Annotated in this window: 16 protein-coding genes; 8 read left to right on the top strand and 8 right to left on the bottom strand. The window is 65.6% G+C overall.

From position 1 onward, the window contains the following. Nucleotides 1-245 precede the first annotated feature (245 nt). The 3 genes from tpiA to VRZ08_RS01860 all read left to right on the top strand — a co-directional run bounded on the left by tpiA (nucleotide 246) and on the right by VRZ08_RS01860 (nucleotide 3,401). A complete protein-coding gene (gene tpiA, locus VRZ08_RS01870; protein WP_414531398.1) occupies nucleotides 246-1,022 on the top strand; it encodes a triose-phosphate isomerase in 777 nt (258 codons plus the stop codon). Between the two features lie 175 nt (nucleotides 1,023-1,197). After that, nucleotides 1,198-1,602 carry a preprotein translocase subunit SecG gene (secG, locus tag VRZ08_RS01865; protein WP_107344789.1) on the top strand — a complete coding sequence of 135 codons (405 nt, stop codon included), beginning with the start codon at nucleotides 1,198-1,200 and terminating at the stop codon, nucleotides 1,600-1,602. Nucleotides 1,603-1,769: 167 nt separating this feature from the next. Continuing rightward, nucleotides 1,770-3,401 (top strand): CTP synthase, encoded by a 1,632-nt coding sequence (locus VRZ08_RS01860; RefSeq protein WP_107355881.1) that lies wholly within the window; start codon nucleotides 1,770-1,772, stop codon nucleotides 3,399-3,401. Between the two features lie 13 nt (nucleotides 3,402-3,414). Here the strand turns inward: VRZ08_RS01860 and VRZ08_RS01855 are convergent, their stop codons facing one another. Further along, nucleotides 3,415-5,970: a CHAT domain-containing protein gene (locus tag VRZ08_RS01855; protein WP_414531397.1), complete on the bottom strand. Its 2,556-nt coding sequence runs from the start codon at nucleotides 5,968-5,970 to the stop codon at nucleotides 3,415-3,417. 172 nt (nucleotides 5,971-6,142) lie between these two features. Next, a complete protein-coding gene (locus VRZ08_RS01850; protein ID WP_346294762.1) occupies nucleotides 6,143-6,520 on the bottom strand; it encodes a PAAR domain-containing protein in 378 nt (125 codons plus the stop codon). Nucleotides 6,521-6,649: 129 nt separating this feature from the next. Here VRZ08_RS01850 and VRZ08_RS01845 point away from each other — a divergent pair, with 129 nt between their 5' ends. Further along, entirely contained in the window at nucleotides 6,650-7,507 is an 858-nt protein-coding gene (locus VRZ08_RS01845) for a hypothetical protein (RefSeq protein ID WP_346294761.1), read from the top strand. 34 nt (nucleotides 7,508-7,541) lie between these two features. Here VRZ08_RS01845 and VRZ08_RS01840 read toward each other — a convergent pair whose 3' ends face one another. Continuing rightward, nucleotides 7,542-7,817 (bottom strand): BrnA antitoxin family protein, encoded by a 276-nt coding sequence (locus VRZ08_RS01840; protein WP_107355878.1) that lies wholly within the window; start codon nucleotides 7,815-7,817, stop codon nucleotides 7,542-7,544. Further along, nucleotides 7,807-8,058 (bottom strand): BrnT family toxin, encoded by a 252-nt coding sequence (locus VRZ08_RS01835; protein ID WP_346294760.1) that lies wholly within the window; start codon nucleotides 8,056-8,058, stop codon nucleotides 7,807-7,809. The genes VRZ08_RS01840 and VRZ08_RS01835 overlap by 11 nt, the downstream gene beginning before the upstream one ends. Before the next feature lie 110 nt (nucleotides 8,059-8,168). Between VRZ08_RS01835 and VRZ08_RS01830 the strand changes: the two genes are divergently transcribed. The 4 genes from VRZ08_RS01830 to VRZ08_RS01815 all read left to right on the top strand — a co-directional run bounded on the left by VRZ08_RS01830 (nucleotide 8,169) and on the right by VRZ08_RS01815 (nucleotide 11,563). Continuing rightward, the gene (locus VRZ08_RS01830; RefSeq protein ID WP_164633546.1) at nucleotides 8,169-8,495 is read left to right on the top strand and encodes an NIPSNAP family protein; all 327 of its coding nucleotides are present in this window, start codon (nucleotides 8,169-8,171) and stop codon (nucleotides 8,493-8,495) included. Between the two features lie 112 nt (nucleotides 8,496-8,607). Continuing rightward, nucleotides 8,608-9,477, top strand: a complete 870-nt coding sequence (locus VRZ08_RS01825; protein WP_346294759.1) for a VOC family protein — start codon at nucleotides 8,608-8,610, stop codon at nucleotides 9,475-9,477. After that, nucleotides 9,474-10,337 (top strand): 3-deoxy-8-phosphooctulonate synthase, encoded by an 864-nt coding sequence (kdsA, locus tag VRZ08_RS01820; protein ID WP_107355876.1) that lies wholly within the window; start codon nucleotides 9,474-9,476, stop codon nucleotides 10,335-10,337. The genes VRZ08_RS01825 and kdsA overlap by 4 nt, the downstream gene beginning before the upstream one ends. Further along, a complete protein-coding gene (locus VRZ08_RS01815) occupies nucleotides 10,337-11,563 on the top strand; it encodes an MFS transporter (protein WP_414531396.1) in 1,227 nt (408 codons plus the stop codon). The genes kdsA and VRZ08_RS01815 overlap by 1 nt, the downstream gene beginning before the upstream one ends. Here the strand turns inward: VRZ08_RS01815 and mdoH are convergent. The 4 genes from mdoH to queF form a co-directional block, all read right to left on the bottom strand. After that, nucleotides 11,560-13,725 (bottom strand): glucans biosynthesis glucosyltransferase MdoH, encoded by a 2,166-nt coding sequence (gene mdoH / locus VRZ08_RS01810; RefSeq protein ID WP_414531395.1) that lies wholly within the window; start codon nucleotides 13,723-13,725, stop codon nucleotides 11,560-11,562. The two genes, VRZ08_RS01815 and mdoH, sit on opposite strands and share 4 nt — an antisense overlap. Further along, nucleotides 13,713-15,218 carry a glucan biosynthesis protein G gene (locus VRZ08_RS01805; RefSeq protein ID WP_414531394.1) on the bottom strand — a complete coding sequence of 502 codons (1,506 nt, stop codon included), beginning with the start codon at nucleotides 15,216-15,218 and terminating at the stop codon, nucleotides 13,713-13,715. Before VRZ08_RS01805 ends, mdoH begins: the two co-directional genes overlap by 13 nt. A 220-nt stretch (nucleotides 15,219-15,438) precedes the next feature. Further along, entirely contained in the window at nucleotides 15,439-15,648 is a 210-nt protein-coding gene (locus VRZ08_RS01800; RefSeq protein WP_414531393.1) for a hypothetical protein, read from the bottom strand. Between the two features lie 257 nt (nucleotides 15,649-15,905). Continuing rightward, nucleotides 15,906-16,382: a preQ(1) synthase gene (queF, locus tag VRZ08_RS01795; protein ID WP_107355870.1), complete on the bottom strand. Its 477-nt coding sequence runs from the start codon at nucleotides 16,380-16,382 to the stop codon at nucleotides 15,906-15,908. Nucleotides 16,383-16,494: the final 112 nt, after the last annotated feature.

Genomic DNA, 16,494 nt, shown 5'->3' with positions numbered 1-16,494 from the left:
TGTCAGGAGGGAACCGGCCGCGCTGGGTCAGCGCGGGGGGCAAACTAGCGTCGCCGGCTTGAAAATCCATCATAAAGTGCCGTCTGGGGCGTCGCAACCGCAGCCAATGTCGCGGTCGGTGCAGATGCCATCCCGTTGCAGCGGCCGATGCTGCGGATCGCCGCAGCGCTCGCGTTCACGTCTCCTTGAGTCTCGCAATCGGCTCTGCTAGCGGAACGGTTCAACCCTTTATTGCGAGAGTGCTCATGCCGGTCCCCGCCGTTCGTCCTCTGATTGCTGGAAACTGGAAGATGAACGGCCTGAAGGATTCGGTGGCCGAGCTCGATGCGATGCTGAAAGGCGCCGCGGAGCTGCCGCAGGGCATCGATCTGTTGGTCTGCCCGCCGGCGACGCTGGTCGCGAGCTTCGCGGCGCGAGTCGCGGAAGCGCACGCCGGCAAGGCGCTGCCGTTCTCGATCGGCGGCCAGGATTGCCACGCCAATCCGTCGGGCGCCCACACCGGCGACATCGCCGCCGAAATGCTGGCCGACGCCGGTGCAGCGGCGATCATCGTCGGCCATTCCGAGCGCCGCGCCGACCATGCTGAAAACGACGCAATCGTCCGCGCCAAGGCACAGGCGGTGTGGCGCGCCGGGCTGGTGGCGATCGTCTGCGTCGGCGAGACTCAGGGCGAACGCGATGCCGGCCACACCCTCGACGTGGTCGCCGGCATGCTGGCCGGCTCGCTGCCGGACGGCGCGACCGCGGCGAATCTGGTGGTGGCCTACGAGCCGGTCTGGGCGATCGGCACCGGCCGCACCCCCACGGCGGCCGATGTCGAGGAAGTTCATGGCTTTATCCGCAAGACTTTGAGCGATCGGTTCGGTGCGGCGGGCGAGACCATTCGGATCCTGTATGGCGGCTCGGTGAAGCCTTCGAACGCCCGCGAATTGCTGGCGGTGCCGCATGTCAACGGCGCGCTGATCGGCGGCGCCAGCCTAAAGGCGTCCGATTTCCTTGCGATTGCGGCGGGCTGCCCCTAACTAAACCGCGCCAAGCGGTATTCCTGCGGCGTTTCCGGCGCGGCGCGGGGGTGACAAATCCCCGCGCGATCGTGTAGACACCGCGCGACTTCATTTATCCCGCAAGCCTGTCGAGCAGCCGCCCGTCGGCGCCTATCGGCCATTCGGCGGCGTTGGCTTGCGATGGAAGGGTACGATGCAGACTGTCATTATCGTCATTCACCTGATGTTCGTGCTGGGCCTGATCGGCGTGGTGCTTCTGCAGAAGTCCGAAGGCGGTGGCCTGGGCGTCGGCGGTGGTGGCGGTTTCATGTCGAGTCGCGGCACCGCCAACCTGCTGACCCGCACCACCGCGATTCTCGCGGCCGGGTTCTTCGCCACCAGCCTGCTGCTCACCTGGCTGGCGAGCTACAACCGTAAGCCGACGACGATCCTGCCGACCGCCGCGCCGATTCAGCAGCAGGCCCCGGGACAGCCGGCGCCGCCGCTGTCGCAGGGCGGTGGTCTGCTCGACACGCTGAAGCAGACCGATCAGCAGCAGAACCAGCAGCCGGCGGCACCGGCCGCGCCTGCGGCACCGACCCCGCCGCAGTCGCAGTAAGCATTGCCGATATGCGCTGACGGGGCCTCGCATCTGGTCTGAGGCCCCTTTAGCAATCGTCTGAAATAGCTGAGTTTTCAGCGTCACCCACAGGCATTCGTCAAACTGCCCGAGGGGTTGCGAATCGCTTTGGCGAATCGGACCGGCGGCATTAAAGGTAAAGTCCCATGGCGCGGTATATCTTCATCACCGGCGGCGTGGTCTCCTCGCTCGGCAAGGGTCTGGCATCAGCGGCACTCGGTGCGCTGCTGCAGGCGCGTGGCTACAAAGTCCGCCTTCGTAAGCTCGATCCCTATCTCAACCTCGATCCCGGAACGATGTCGCCGTATCAGCACGGCGAAGTGTTCGTGACCGACGACGGCGCCGAGACCGACCTCGATCTCGGCCATTACGAACGCTTCACCGGGCGGCCTGCGACCAAGCAGGACAACATCACCACCGGCCGGATCTACCAGGACATTCTGACCAAGGAACGCCGTGGCGACTATCTCGGCGCCACCATCCAGGTGGTCCCGCACGTCACCAACGCGATCAAGGAATTCATCGTCAGCGACAATGACGGCTACGACTTCGTGCTGGTCGAGATCGGCGGCACCGTCGGCGACATCGAGGGCCTGCCGTTCTTCGAGGCGATCCGCCAGATCAAGAACGACCTGCCGCGCGGCGACGTGATCTACATCCACCTGACGCTGCTGCCCTACATCCCGAGCGCGGGCGAACTGAAGACCAAGCCGACCCAGCATTCGGTCAAGGAACTGCGCTCGATCGGTATCCAGCCGGACATCCTGCTGTGCCGTACCGACCGCGAGATTCCCAAGGAAGAGCGGCGCAAGCTCGGTCTGTTCTGCAATGTCCGGGAAAGCGCGGTGATCGAGGCGCGCGACGTCGACAACATCTACGCGGTGCCCGAGGCGTATCACGCCGCCGGGCTCGACGACGAAGTGCTGGCGGCGTTTGCGATCGCCGCCAAGGAGCCGCCGCAGCTGGCGCGCTGGCACGAAATCAACGAACGGATCCGCAATCCCGAGGGCGCGGTGACGATCGCGATCGTCGGCAAGTACACCGGGATGAAGGACGCCTATAAGTCGCTGATCGAGGCGCTCAGCCACGGCGGCATCGCCAACAAGGTCCAGGTCAAGCTCGACTGGATCGAGAGCGAGGTGTTCGAGAACGAGGACCCGGCGCCGTTCCTCGAGCACGTCAACGGCATCTTGGTGCCCGGCGGCTTCGGACAGCGTGGCGCCGAGGGCAAGATCGAGGCGGCGCGGTTCGCGCGCGAGCGCAACGTGCCGTATTTCGGCATTTGCTTCGGCATGCAGATGGCGGTGATCGAAGCGGCGCGGAATCTCGCCGGCATCGAACAGGCCAACTCGACCGAATTCGGCCCGACGCCGGAGCCGCTGGTCGGCCTGATGACCGAATGGGTGCGCGGCAACGAGCTGGAGAAGCGCTCCCAGGCCGGCGATCTCGGCGGCACGATGCGGCTCGGCGCCTATCCGGCGTCGCTCAAGCGCGGCAGCCGGGTTAGCCAAGTTTATGGCGGCGCTACCGAGATCTCCGAGCGTCATCGCCACCGTTACGAGGTCAACACCGCCTACAAGGACCGGCTCGAACAGCACGGCCTGAAGTTCTCGGGCATGTCGCCGGACGGCGTGCTGCCGGAGATCGTCGAATACGAGGATCACCCCTGGTTCATCGGTGTCCAGTTCCACCCCGAACTGAAGTCGCGCCCGTTCGACCCGCACCCGCTGTTCGCCTCGTTCGTCCAGGCGGCGCTGGTGCAAAGCCGGCTGGTGTAAGGCGGTTCGCCAGTTAGTTCTCGAACAGCACGAACGCTGCCCAGACCGATGGGGCTTCGGCGGCTTTGATCTTGCCGTGGATCGCCTCGATGCGGACTTGGCGTAGCGCCGTGGCGTAGTCGAGGTTGGCGTCGGCGAGCACCTGGTACAGCCGCGCCATGAAATTGGCGGTGCCTTCGTCGCTGACTTCCCACAGCGTCAGCAGCGAGCGCCGCGCACCGGCGATGGCGAGCGCGGTCGGCAGGCCGCGGACGCTGCCGATCCGGCTCGGATCGCCGAGCGCGGTCTGGCAGGCCGAAAGCACGACGAGGTCGGCGGCCGACAAATTCCAGTCCATCAGTTCGCGGGCGTAGATCACGCCGTCGTCGCCGTCGCGTCGCGGCGGGCGGTCGAGCAGGGGACGGGCGGCGACGAGGCCGCTGCGCCACAGCGCGTCGGTTCGATCAGTCGCCGCCTTGTAGAAGCCGTGGGTGGCGAGATGCAGCAGCGCGGCGCCTTCGGCCCTGCCACGGATTGCGGTTTCGCCGGCATCACCGGTCATCGTCGTGCTGGCGATGCCCCAGCGCTGCAGATCGGGCGCGATGCGCTCGATCTCGGTCTTGGTCGAAGGAAGTTGACTGGCCGCGCCGGCGTAGTCGAGCCCGCCGACCAGCACCGCCTTGCTGCCCGCGACCAGTTTATCGTCCTGCTCGGCAAACACGATCGCGTCGGCGCGGGTCAGGATCCTGGTATCGTAGATCTCGTCGAGATAGCGGCCGTTGCCATCCTGCAGCATCGAAAACGGCAGGCTGTAGAGGTCTGCGTCCGGCACCAGAAACAGCCGAGTGACGCCGGCGAGCTGCGGCTTCAGCGGCCCGATCAGCGTCGCGTACAGTCGCCGGAACGGCTGGGTGCGATCCGCGTCGGCCACGCTGGGGGCGGTGAAGCTATCGAGCGGGCCGAGGTCGATCACCTGCGGCGGCTTGCCGTGACGGTGGATCACCGCCTGCAGCCGTGCGGCCGGTTTCGGTTCGGCCGGATTGACCCGGCTGCCGCGGCCGCTGACGAAGAAATCGACCAGCGCGTCGGTCGTCCCGAGTTTGTCGTCGACAGAAGGCAGTTGCACGTCGGCCGGCGGCTTGGTGCCGGCGCGTGTGGCGAGCTGCTGCCGCGCCTCCTGCAATCGCTTCAGCACGTCGCGCGCATCGTCGTCGAGCTTGCCGGAGGACAGCATCTCCTGCTGCTGGCCGGACAGCCGCAGCACGGTGCGCGCGAGTTCGCGCGTCGGCTCGTCCGGCAGCCGGTCGAGCGTCAGCCGCAGCAACGTGCGCTCGCCGTCCTCCATGGTCTTCCAGCGCGACACGGCGTCCGCATAGGCGACTGCCGCCGTTGGATCGATCAGCGCGTAGCGGCCGTATTCGTAGAGGATATCGTCGGCGAGCTTGCGCATCGTCTCGGCGACATAGCGGTTGCCGGCGGTGCCGACCTCGCGCAGCATCCAGTTGAAGGATTGCTGCTCGACGTCCTTGAAGGTCGCCAGCGCATCCGGATCACCGCGCTTCAGGCGTGTCACGGCGACGCCGAGCAGGGCATTGAACGTGATCGGATGCTGGCGCGCGATGGTTTCCTGCGAGCGGTGATACGCGTCGAGCCGCAGCGTCAGCGCACGCGCACTATCGCCGCGACGTTCGTAGTGATCGGCTGCAAGTTGCGCGGATTTGATCCGCAGCAGGTCGGGCGCGCCGTTCCAATCCTTCACCCGTGTCGTCGCTTCCAGCTCGGCCGTGCTCAGCGCGCGGTCGGGATGGAAGTAGGCTTTGGCGTAGGCGATCCAGGTGTCGGCCTGGGCGACGTGCTCGGAGGTCGGATCGGCGAGTTCGGCTGCGCAACGTTTCTGCAGCGCGAGCGCCTGCATGGTCTCGGCCTCGTTGCCCATCGCCAGATGGTCGAGCGCGAGATTGCTGGCGCTGACCAGCGCCTGGATGCTGCCGACGCCGTAATGCGCGATGCGTTTCTTCAACAGCGGCGCGTCGATCTTGGCGGCGAGGTCGGGATGTCCGACCATGCGCAGCGCTTCGGCGTAGTTGTTCTCGGTGCGCCAGGTCAGCGGCTCCTTGTCGCCGAGCGCCCGGCGCGCCCCGAGATAGGTCTCTTCCGACAGGTTGAGCCCGGCTGCTACGGCGCCGTTGTTGGTCAGCAGCGTGGCGAGGATATCGCTGCCGGCGATGTCCTGTGCGGTGTTCGCCCCATAGCTTTCGCGCATCCGCTTGCGCGCCTCGACCGCGACCGGAATGCCGCGTTCGTATTGGACTGTGCGCTCGAGGAAGCGGGCGTATTCGAACCACAGCGTGGTGGCCTCGGGGCTCGTCTCGTGCGCGGCGCGGGTGTTGGCGGCCTCAGCGAACAGTTCGGAGGCCGTGGCGGTGTCGCGGCGGCGTTCAAACAAGGTGACGGCGCTGAGATAGGCCTGGATGGTCAGCGGGTGATAGCTGCTATCACGCACGGCGCGCAGCGCGGCGGTGAGACGCTGGCGACCGCCGGCGCGATCGCCGGCCTGCAGCGAACGGAACGCATCGTTGATCTTCGCCACGAGTTCGCGTTCGGTCGGCGCTCCGCGCTGCTGCGCTTGGGCGTGCGTGGCGAAGGTCGAAACCAGCACAGGGGGAAGGGCGAGCGCTGCGAGGAGCAGGCGAGCGGCACAACGAGGACCGATGAATTGGCGTGGCGGTAACGAAACTGGCATGCCGGACCGGGCGATCTCGTTACTTGCAGTTCACGGTGCTGTCGCCCGCGCGTGCCACCGGCTTGCCGTTGATGAATACGCCCGAGCCGCTGCCGATCACCACCCCGCCGCAGCCGGTGCGGCTGCCGCCGATCGCCGCCGGCTTGCCGTTGATGAAGACATTTTTTGAGCCTTCGACGATCGCGCCGTCGCTGGTGGTGTCGCCGGCGCGGGCCGCCGGCTTGCCGCCGACCATCACGTCCTGACTGCCGCCGGTGACAACACCCGGCGCTCCGCTTCCCGGCGATTCGGCCAACGCCGACGCGGCGCTCAGCATCAGCAGCAAAACGACCGCCGAGGTTACGCCACAAGCAGGGCACAGCGCGCCGCCGGCGCTACGCTCGGGTGGTGTGGCCATACCTGACTCCTTGGTGGTTCGGCGATTTCCGTGAATGACCATGACCTGCGATGGACATTCCCCCTGCGGTGGATGATGTTTTCATCGCAACCGTAACGTGTCCGGTGACTTCTCTTCAGGGGAATGGAAATGACACCTTCGGTCAACCTCTACGCCTGGGCCGCCCCGGCCTGGTCTTCCGAATCCCCGGTCGACCACACCTGGGTCACCAGCTACGACAATCAGGTTCACCCCTACAGCACTATCGCCGACGTCGTCGTGGCAGGCCAGTCGTTCTGGTACTGCTGGGGATCGTTTCATCCGCAAGGCGGAACGCCGATCAATCCGACCGGCGCGCTCGGCCAGCAGTCCGGCAATCTCAAGCTGGCGCAGTGCCTGGTGCAGCCGAATGCGGACTCCAACACCACGGCGGCGGCGCGCGGCACGATTTACACCTACGGCGTCGACGGCGTGTGCCACCAATTAGCCAATCAGGTGTTGTACGCGACGGCGAACGGCAGCGTTCCGCCGCTGACGGTCAGCAAGGCGCGGGGCTATCCGCTGTCGAGCTTCATCTACGGCACCTACGGGCTGCAGCACACCGCCTGGGCCGCCAAGGTTGCTTCGTGCAGCGGTGCGCAATTGGTGGCGCGGCTGGCGCGGCCGGGCGGGCTGACGGTGGTGGCGGGCGGCGAGGGCATCGCAGTGGACGAATTCGAACGACGCGCGACAGAAGTGCTGGCGACCGAGCCGGCGAAGCTGGCCAGCCTGCTGCGGCTGCGCGGCGAGGTGCAGCGCTTTGCGGCGCAGCCCTGGCCCGGCACCGGCCAGCCCAGCGCCGAGGCGCTGAATGCCCGCAACCAGCACCTGATCGACGAAGCGGCCAAACTGCTCGGGCCGGAGCATTTCAGAAAGCTGTTCGGCGTCGAACCCGGCGCCAAGGTGACGCTGGTCGACCCGCGGACCGCGGCCACCGCCGGCGAAATCCCGCCGCCGAAGCCGCGCTGACGCCGCACGGTTTGCGTCAGCCGATCGGCAGGAATTAGCCGGCCTTCAGCTTCGCTGCCTTGCGCAGCGTCTCGTCGATCCGGGACTGCCAGCCCGGGCCGGTCGCCTTGTAGTGCTCCACCACGTCGGCGCTGAGCCGGATCGACACCGGGACTTTGGTCGGCGCCTTTTGCGGACCGCGGGTGTTCTTGAACTGCGCCAGGATCTCGGGCGGTAGAATTTCTTCCGGCGGCCGCGCGTTGGCGAAGTCCTGTTCGGTCCACTCAGGATTATCGTCGTCGAAGACCGGTTCTTTCGATCTAGGTGACATAGCGGCTAATCTCCTTCATGTGAGCACGACGAAGACTGGGCCGGACTTTTCCATGTCGGTCGGCGAAGACCAGACAGTATGGCAGGCCGTCGATATAGCCGTAGGCACGATAGCGATCTTCGCCATAGTCGCGCCGTTTATCCTTGATGGTCACCTGCATATCGATATCGACCCAACGCGCCAGGGAGATGCCGTGCTTGGCACGGTTGATCGCATCCTTGGCCGGGTCGAAATCCGACATTGCTGTATATACAATTTGCTATGGCAATGCGCAACTCTGCTCCTTGCGCGGCGGGCAAGACAACCCCCGTCGCTTACCGCTATAAGCGCCACAACGATGTGGAGGGCGTCATGATCTACGAGTCGCGAGTCTATCGCTGTGTGCCGGGCAAGCTGCCGGCGATCCTCAAGCGGTTCGAGACCATCACCTTAAAGCTGTTCGAGAAGCACGGCATCCGTCAGGCCGGATTCTTCACCACGCTGGTCGGCGCTTCCAACCAGGAATTGACCTATCTGCTGGCCTGGGAGAGCCTTGCCGAGCGCGAGCAGAAATGGACCGCATTCGCCACCGATCCGGAATGGCTCGCCGCCAAGGCCGAAACCGAGAAGGATGGCCAGATCGTCGACACCATCACCAATCAGCTGTTGGTGCCGACCGCGTTCTCGGCGCTGAAGTAATTCGGATGAGTATCAGTTTCGATCGTCATTGCGAGCGAAGCGAAGCAATCCAACGCCGAGCACGGAGCTGGATTGCTTCGTCGCTGCGCTCCTCGCAATGACGGCCTCGTTGATGTCCAACGGTTTCGACCATATCGTTCATGCGGTGCGCGATCTCGATGCGGCCGCGGATCTGTATCAGTGGCTCGGCTTCATCGTCGGCGCGCGCAACGTTCACCCCTGGGGAACACACAATCGTATTGTCCAGTTCGATCGCTTCTTCATCGAGCTGCTGACGATCGGCGAGCCCGACAAGATTCCGCCGCATCGCGACGGCGCGTTTTCGTTCGGGGCGTTTCAACGCGATTACCTGGCGGTCCGCGAAGGCCTGTCGATGCTGCTGCTGGCGAGCGACGACGCGGCAGCCGACCTGAGTCGGTTCACCGCCGCCGGCATCGCGGCCGGTGAGGTGTTCACGTTCGGACGGGAAGGGCGGCGTCCCGACGGCAGCGTGGTGAAGCTGCAGTTTTCGCTGGCGTTCGCGCGCGATGCGCTGTCGCCGCAGGCCGGCTTCGCCACCTGTCAGCATCACTACCCGGAGAATTTCTGGAATCCGGCGTTCCAGGCGCATGCCAATGGCGCGCGCGCTGCGACGGCGGTGGTGATGGTCGCCGACAATCCGACCGATCATCACATCTTCCTCGAAGCCTTCACCGGCAGCCGCGATCTGCGCTCGACGTCGATCGGCGTCACCGCGCCCACCAAGCGCGGCGAGATCGATATCGTCGAACCGGTGTCGCTGCGCGACCAATACGGCATCACGGTTCCATCCGAAGGCGAGGGCGCAAGCTTCGTCGGATTACGGATTGCCGCCGATGATCTCGGCGTGGTTGAACGGCTGCTGCAAGACCACAAGATCCCGGCGGCGCGCCATGTCGGCCGCCTGGTGGTGCCGAATGTCTGCGGCGCGACCCTGATCTTCGAACAAGGAACAGTGCGGTGAACAAGAGCATTGCGCCCGCGACCAGCGTCGTGGCGGGCAACGTCAAATTCGGCAACGCTTTGCCGCTGTCGATCATTGCCGGCCCGTGCCAGCTCGAAAGCCGTGCGCACGCGCTGGAAGTCGCATCGGCGCTGAAAGAGATCGCGACGCGGCTCGGCATCGGGCTCGTCTACAAGACCTCGTTCGACAAGGCCAACCGCACCAGCGCCGCCAGCGCCCGTGGTCTCGGCCTCGACGCCGCGCTGCCGATCTTCGCCGAGATCCGCGACAGCCTCGGCCTGCCGGTGCTGACCGACGTGCACGAGAACGAGCAATGCGCGCGCGCCGCCGAAGCGGTCGATATCCTGCAGATCCCGGCTTTCTTGTGCCGGCAGACCGACCTGCTGCTCGCGGCCGCGGCGACCGGCAAGATCGTCAACGTCAAGAAGGGGCAGTTCCTGGCGCCATGGGACATGGGCAATGTGGTGTCCAAGATCACCTACGCCGGCAACACGAAGGTGCTGGTGACCGAGCGCGGCGTATCGTTCGGCTACAACACGCTGGTGTCTGACATGCGCGCGCTGCCGATCATGGCCAAGACCACCGGCGCGCCGGTGATCTTCGATGCCACCCATTCGGTGCAGCAGCCCGGCGGCAAGGGCACCTCGTCGGGCGGCGAGCGTGAATACGTCCCGGTGCTGGCGCGCGCGGCGGTCGCGGTCGGCGTTGCCGGCGTGTTCATCGAGACCCATCCGGATCCGGATCACGCACCGTCAGATGGGCCGAACATGGTGCCGCTGCGCGAGTTCGAAGCGCTGATCAAGACGCTAATGGAATTCGACGCGCTCGCCAAGAAGCGGCCCGCGGTCGGGGCCGTTTGATGCCGTCAGCCGGTGGTGCAGCCTCCTCATCGCGGCTGCCGCCGGCGCTTAACATCATCGCTCTATCAAGCTTTGCCGCGTCGCTGTCGACGCGCGCGCTCGATCCGGTGCTGCCGCGGATCGCCGAAGAGTTCTCGGTGACGATCACCACCGCGGCGGGTCTCGCCGCGGTCACCGCGTTTACTTTCGCGGTGGTACAGCCGGCGATCGGTGCGCTCGGCGATCTGTTCGGCAAAGCGCGGCTGATGATCGTGTGCCTGGCGCTGCTCGGCTTCGCCAGCCTACTCGGCGCGTTGTCGTCGTCGTTCACCGTGCTGTTCGTCTGCCGCATCCTCGCCGGCGTCGGCTCGGGCGGGGTGTTTCCGGTGGCGCTGGGCCTTGCCAGCGATCTCGTCACCGTCGATCGGCGTCAGGTCGCGATCGGCCGCGTGCTCGGCGGCTCGATGGCCGGCAATCTGCTCGGCGCGTCAGCATCGGGCGTGATCGGTGATTTCCTCGGTTGGCGCGGCGTGCTGGCGATCCTCGGCGTGCTGGTGATCATCGCGGCCATTGCGGTGGCGTTCGGCGCCCGCGGCGCCAAGATGCCGCCGCGCAGCGCCGAGATGGACCTGCCGGCGCTGCGCCGCGGCTATCGCACCATCTTCAGTAATCCCAACGCGGCGATCTGCTTCACCGCGGTGCTGATCGAAGGCACCTGCGTGATGGGCGTGTTTCCTTACGTCGCGGCGTTCCTGCATGAGCAGGGCGAGCAAAGCCTTGCGATCGCCGGTCTGGTGATCGCCGGGTTTGCGATCGGCGGGCTGATCTACACGCTGACGGTGTCGCAATTGCTGCCGCGGCTCCGCACCACCGGCATGATGATCGGCGGCGGTCTTCTGGTGGCTCTGCAGCTCGCCGCGATCATGCTCGGCCCGCATTGGCAGGCGCAGATGTTCGCCTTCGTCCTGATGGGGATGGGGTTCTACATGCTGCACGGCTGCATCCAGGTGTTCGCGTCCGAACTCACCGAGACCGCGCGCGGCACCGCGATGTCGCTGCACTCGTTTTTCTTCTTCATGGGACAGACCACCGGCCCGATCGCCTACGGCTTCGGCCTGTCGCACCTCGGCAAGACCGCGACGCTGACGCTGACCGCGCTGACCATGGCCACGCTCGGGATTGTGCTGGCCCGCATCCTCAAACCGCGGCCGCCGGCGGATGCAGTCGCTCGCGAGTTGCCACTCTAACCGCGGGACTCCGTGGCGATTGGTCCTGGTCCATCTCCGCCGGGCAACGCCAGCAGCTCTTGCAGGGTCTCACGATCACCGAGCACAGCGCGGATTTCGCGCGGGCCGAGCCAGCCGGCCGCCTCGCTATAATTTTCAGCGTCGTCGATCAGCACGCGCGCGGTCGCCAGATGCAGATCGATACGGCCGCGCCGGCGCGGAGGATGGAAGGCCAGGGCGGCGAGATGGAGATCTCGGAGTCGTCGGTCGCTACAAAGCGCGCTCAGCGGATCGGTTGTCTGGTTTGCCTGGCAAAGACGATCGGCGAGTGCGTGCACCTGCGCCAGGATCGCCGGAGGATCGATCTGCTCCGGAGTCGTCATCAGCAACGGACGCGAGCGGGAGACACGGGTCGTCAGCAGCGCCACCGGGATCGCGAGCAGCAGGCCGACGATTACCGGCGTCATCCACAGGAGCAGCGGCCACGACACCAGCCACGCTCCGATCGCCATGGTCGCGCCCAGCGCTGTCGGGAGCGCGTAGCGGCGGACGACTTCCAGCAGCGGGATCGCGCCATCGCCGCGATGCTGAACCTGCCAGCCGGCGTCGCGGCCGAGCAGGATCTCGATCACCGCGGTGGATTGAAACACCATCATCACCGGCGCGGTCAGAGCCGAGATCAGCGTCTCTAGCAGCACGCCGCCGAACGCGCGCAGGCCGCCGCCGAACTTCCTGCGGGTTTCGTTGCGCATCAGCACCAGCAACAGGGCTAGCAACTTCGGCAGGATCAACAGTCCCATCGTGCCGACGAACACCCAGGCGGCGCGCACCGGGTCCTGCGCCGGCCAGATCGGAAACAGCGAGAAGTCCTTGGGGAAATATTCGGGGCGGACAAATTGCGCTTGCAGCGAAATCAGGATGCCGGCAATCAGAAACGCCAGCCACATCGGCGCGGTGAGATAAGCGCCGATTCCGGTGAGAAAATGCAGCCTCGACACCCAATGCAGTCCGCGGGTCGTGAGCAGCTTGCCGTGTTGCAGATTGCCCTGGCACCAGCGCCGATCGCGCGCGGCGAAATCGAGAAGTGAAGGTGGGCACTCTTCGTAGCTGCCGCGCAGCGTTGGGGCGAGGTGAATGCGCCAGCCTGCGCGGCGCATAAGCGCCGCCTCGACGAAATCGTGGCTGAGGATTTCGCCGCCGAATGGTTTGCGGCCCGCCAACGTCGGCAGCCCGGCGCTGCCCGCGAACGCCGATACCCGGATGATCGCATTGTGGCCCCAATAGTTGCTCTCGGAGCCGTGCCACCATGCGGTGCCGGCGGCGATCATCGGCCCGTAGATGCTGCCGGCGAATTGCTGGACCCGCGCGAACAGCGTGCGCGCCTGGACCACGACCGGCAGGGTTTGGATCAATCCGACGTCGCTGTTCGTCTCCATCGCGGCGGCGATACGCACCAGCACGTCACCGGTCATCACGCTGTCGGCGTCGAGGATGACCATGAAGTCGTAAGCACCGCCGAAACGTTCGACCCAGTCGGCGATGTTGCCGGATTTGCGCGCCGTATTGTGGGGCCGGTGGCGATAGTAGAGGCGGTCCTGTGTGGCGGCGAGTTCGGCGTAGCAGCGCTCTTCATCGATCCATACTGACGGATCGGTGGAGTCGCTGAGCACGAACCAGTCGAATTGTGCGCCGCGTCCGGTTTCGTCGACCGATTGCCGCGTCGCCTGCAGCCTCGCGAACACCACCGGGGCGTCTTCGTTGTAGGTTGGCAGCAGCATCGCGATCCTGGAGGAGACCGCCGGAACAGAGCCATCCGCCATGATGCCGATATCGTCGCGCCAGCCGCAGCACAGCACAGTGAAGCCGGCCAGCGCCGAGACGAACGACAGCGCGACCCAGGCGAACAGCGCGGCGAACAGCACCAGCACCACGCCTTCGAGAACCGTGATGCCGCCGACCTGCAGCACCTGATACATCTCGTAGATGCCCGCCGCGGACAGCACTGCGGTCGCGACCATGATCAGCACGCGGCGCCAAGCGGCCGGCGATCTGAGGGCGGCTGCCCGGGGACGCTGCAGCAACGACTGCACCGGCATCGGCAACGGTGCGTTCGCAGGCAGCGGTTCGGCTCGGCGCGCGGTGTCGCTGTAGCTCTCGCGCCGCGGCCCGATCACGGCGTCCATCGGTACAGCCAAACTTCCGAGACCGCCGCGTCGCCCTCGCACACGACCGCCCGTAATTCGACCGGGGCTCGCGCCTGGGCGAGGTCAAAGCTGAGCCGCCAGCCGCCCATCGCCGGGTTCGGTTGGGTCACGATATTGCGGATCTCGCCCTTGTCGGCGGTGACCACGCCGCGGATCGCGGCGGCATCGACGGTCTTCAGCCGCTCGCCGGCGAGGTCGAGCACGAATAATCGTTCGGTGTCGCTCCGTGCGCTGACGCCGGTCCGCACGAACCGTGCAAGCGCCTTGGGTTTCGGCGCGTCCGGTCCCCAGTGCAGGCGATAGGTGTAGATGTGTTCGCCCTTGGCGCGTAGCGGCTGCTTCGGCTCCCAGAACGCCGCGATATTGTCGTGCACCTCTTCGCGGGTGGGAATCTCGATCAGCTTGACGGCGCCATCGGTCCAGTCGCCGATCGGCTCGGCCCACAGGCTCGGCCGCAGCTCGTATCGGGATTCGAGATCTTGATAGTTGGCGAAGCTGCGTTCGCGCTGCATCAGGCCGAAGCCGCGCGGGTTGCGGTCACTGAACGAGCTGATCTGCAGATCTTTCGGATTGCTCAGAGGCCGCCACAGCTCTTCGCCGCTGCCGTTGAAGATCGCGAGCCCGTCGGAATCGTGCACCGCGGCGCGGAAGTCCGGGGTATCGGCCGGATCGTTCGGGCCGAACAGAAACATGCTGGTCATCGGTGCCAGTCCGGCATGCTGCAGATCGACGCGTGGATACAGCGCCATCTCGACATCGAACACCGTGGTGTCACCGGGCCGGATGGTGAAGCGGTAGGCGCCGGCGACGCTCTTGCTGTCGAGCAGCGCATGCACCACCAGCGACGATGCGCCCGGAGCAGGCCGCTCAAGCCAGAATGTCTTGAACAGCGGGAATTCCTCCCCGCTCGACTGTCCGGTGTCGATCGACAGGCCGCGCGCAGAGAGGCCGTAACGCTCGCCCTTGGTGACGGCGCGAAAGTAGGCCGCTCCGAGGAAGGCGCTGACCTCGTCGTAATAATCCGCACGCTGCAGCGGCGCGTGAATCCGAAACCCCGCAAAGCCGAGATCGGCATCCGGCGGCGACGCGACGTCGCCGAACGAGAAGTCGTCCGCGCGATACGGCACGTGGCGGGCCTTGCCATCGGCGACTTCAAAGATCGTCACCCGGTTCTTGTAGAGGAAGCCGCGGTGGAAGAACTGGACCTGAAACGGAAGGTTCTCGGCACGCCAGAGCGCGCGCTCGGGTCGAAAGCGCAGCGACCGGTAGGCGTCGTAGCTGAGGTCGTTCAGCGAGGCCGGCAACGAGCCGTCGGGTGCCTCATAGGGTTTGCTCGCCAGTGCGCGCGCCAGCTTGCGCACCATCCAAGGATCGAAGTCGATCGAGGAAGAGCGGTCCGCCGCGGCGGGATCGGGCTTTGCCTGCAACAGCGGCAACGCCGCCAGCCCGGTCAGAACTTGCCGCCGGTTCAATCTCGCTTCTCCGCCTAAACATTGCAGTTCCGTTCAAACGTTCGCGAGCGCGAAAAGTTCCAATCTGTTGCGAGATGCGCGACGTTGACGCAATGTCGATCGCACACCTCTACAAGTCGTAGGTCTATCGGTTCGCCGATCATCTCGGCGTGCCGCAGGAGATCCGGCCGCCACTGCTTGTGGACGACGCGGTGCGGCTGTAGCGGCCACGGCAGCGTCGTCAGTGATGCGGACGACGTTCGCGACCAGAGGGGCTTTGCGGTATTGGCCAGAGCGCAAAACCCGCGACTCGGTTGATGTCGGCGAGCTTCCGCTCGGAATCGCCGTGCAGTTCAAGTGACGCCAATAATTGCATCAGCCGATGATGCACGTCGCGTGCGAGCTCGGCCGACAGAGGCGCTTCATCGAACGCTTCGATGTAATCCTGCACGAGGTGAGATAGCACACGGCACAGACCGCGTTATGCGGGATGATCCTCGGCGAACTGCTCAAGCTTGTCTTGGAAGGATTTGAAGGTGTGCAAGCCGTGGTGCTGATGCGCAATCCACGAATACAAATCGTTCATGTCAGCCTCTTCAGATAGCAGAAGAAGCTGTGATTGATTACCTGTTCTTGCGCCGCTGCGCAACCCTGCGGGCGAAACACCATTCGCCGCGCCAGGGCGCATAGCGTCCCCAAGTGCTTGCGCTAACCCCGCCCGCGATACGGCTGCACGCCCTGGTCGGGCACCCAGACGTCCTTCGGCAGTTTGCCGGTCTGCCAGAATACGTCGATCGGGATGCCGCCGCGCGGATACCAATAGCCGCCGATGCGTAGCCATTTCGGTTTGATTTCGGTTGCGATCCGTTTGCCGATCGCCACGGTGCAGTCCTCATGGAAAGCGCCGTGGTTGCGGAAAGAGGCGAGGTACAGCTTCAGCGATTTCGACTCGAGGAGCCAGGGGCCCGGAACGTAGTCGATCACCAGATGCGCGAAATCCGGCTGGCCGGTCACCGGGCACAGCGAGGTGAATTCCGGCGCAGTGAAGCGGGCCAGGAAATTGGTGTCCTTCTGCGGGTTCGGCACCCGGTCGAGCTTGGCGGCTTCCGGCCGGTCGGGCCATTCGACGGCCTGGCCGAGCTGCAGGGACGGGGAGGCGGCGGATTTGCGAGGTGTTTTCGACATGGCTTGAAACTGTGGTCTCCGTTACCGCCGTCCTAGAGCATTTTCCGGGGCAGGGGAATCCGTTGCAAAACCGGTGCGTTCGCCGTTGGTCGGGCCCCATGGGGCAGGCGAG

It is taken from the genome of Rhodopseudomonas sp. G2_2311 (genome assembly GCF_047501505.1).
GTDB lineage: Bacteria > Pseudomonadota > Alphaproteobacteria > Rhizobiales > Xanthobacteraceae > Rhodopseudomonas > Rhodopseudomonas palustris_H.
The sequence above is the reverse complement of the archived record's forward strand: the minus strand, read 5'-3'. Positions and strand labels throughout refer to the sequence as shown.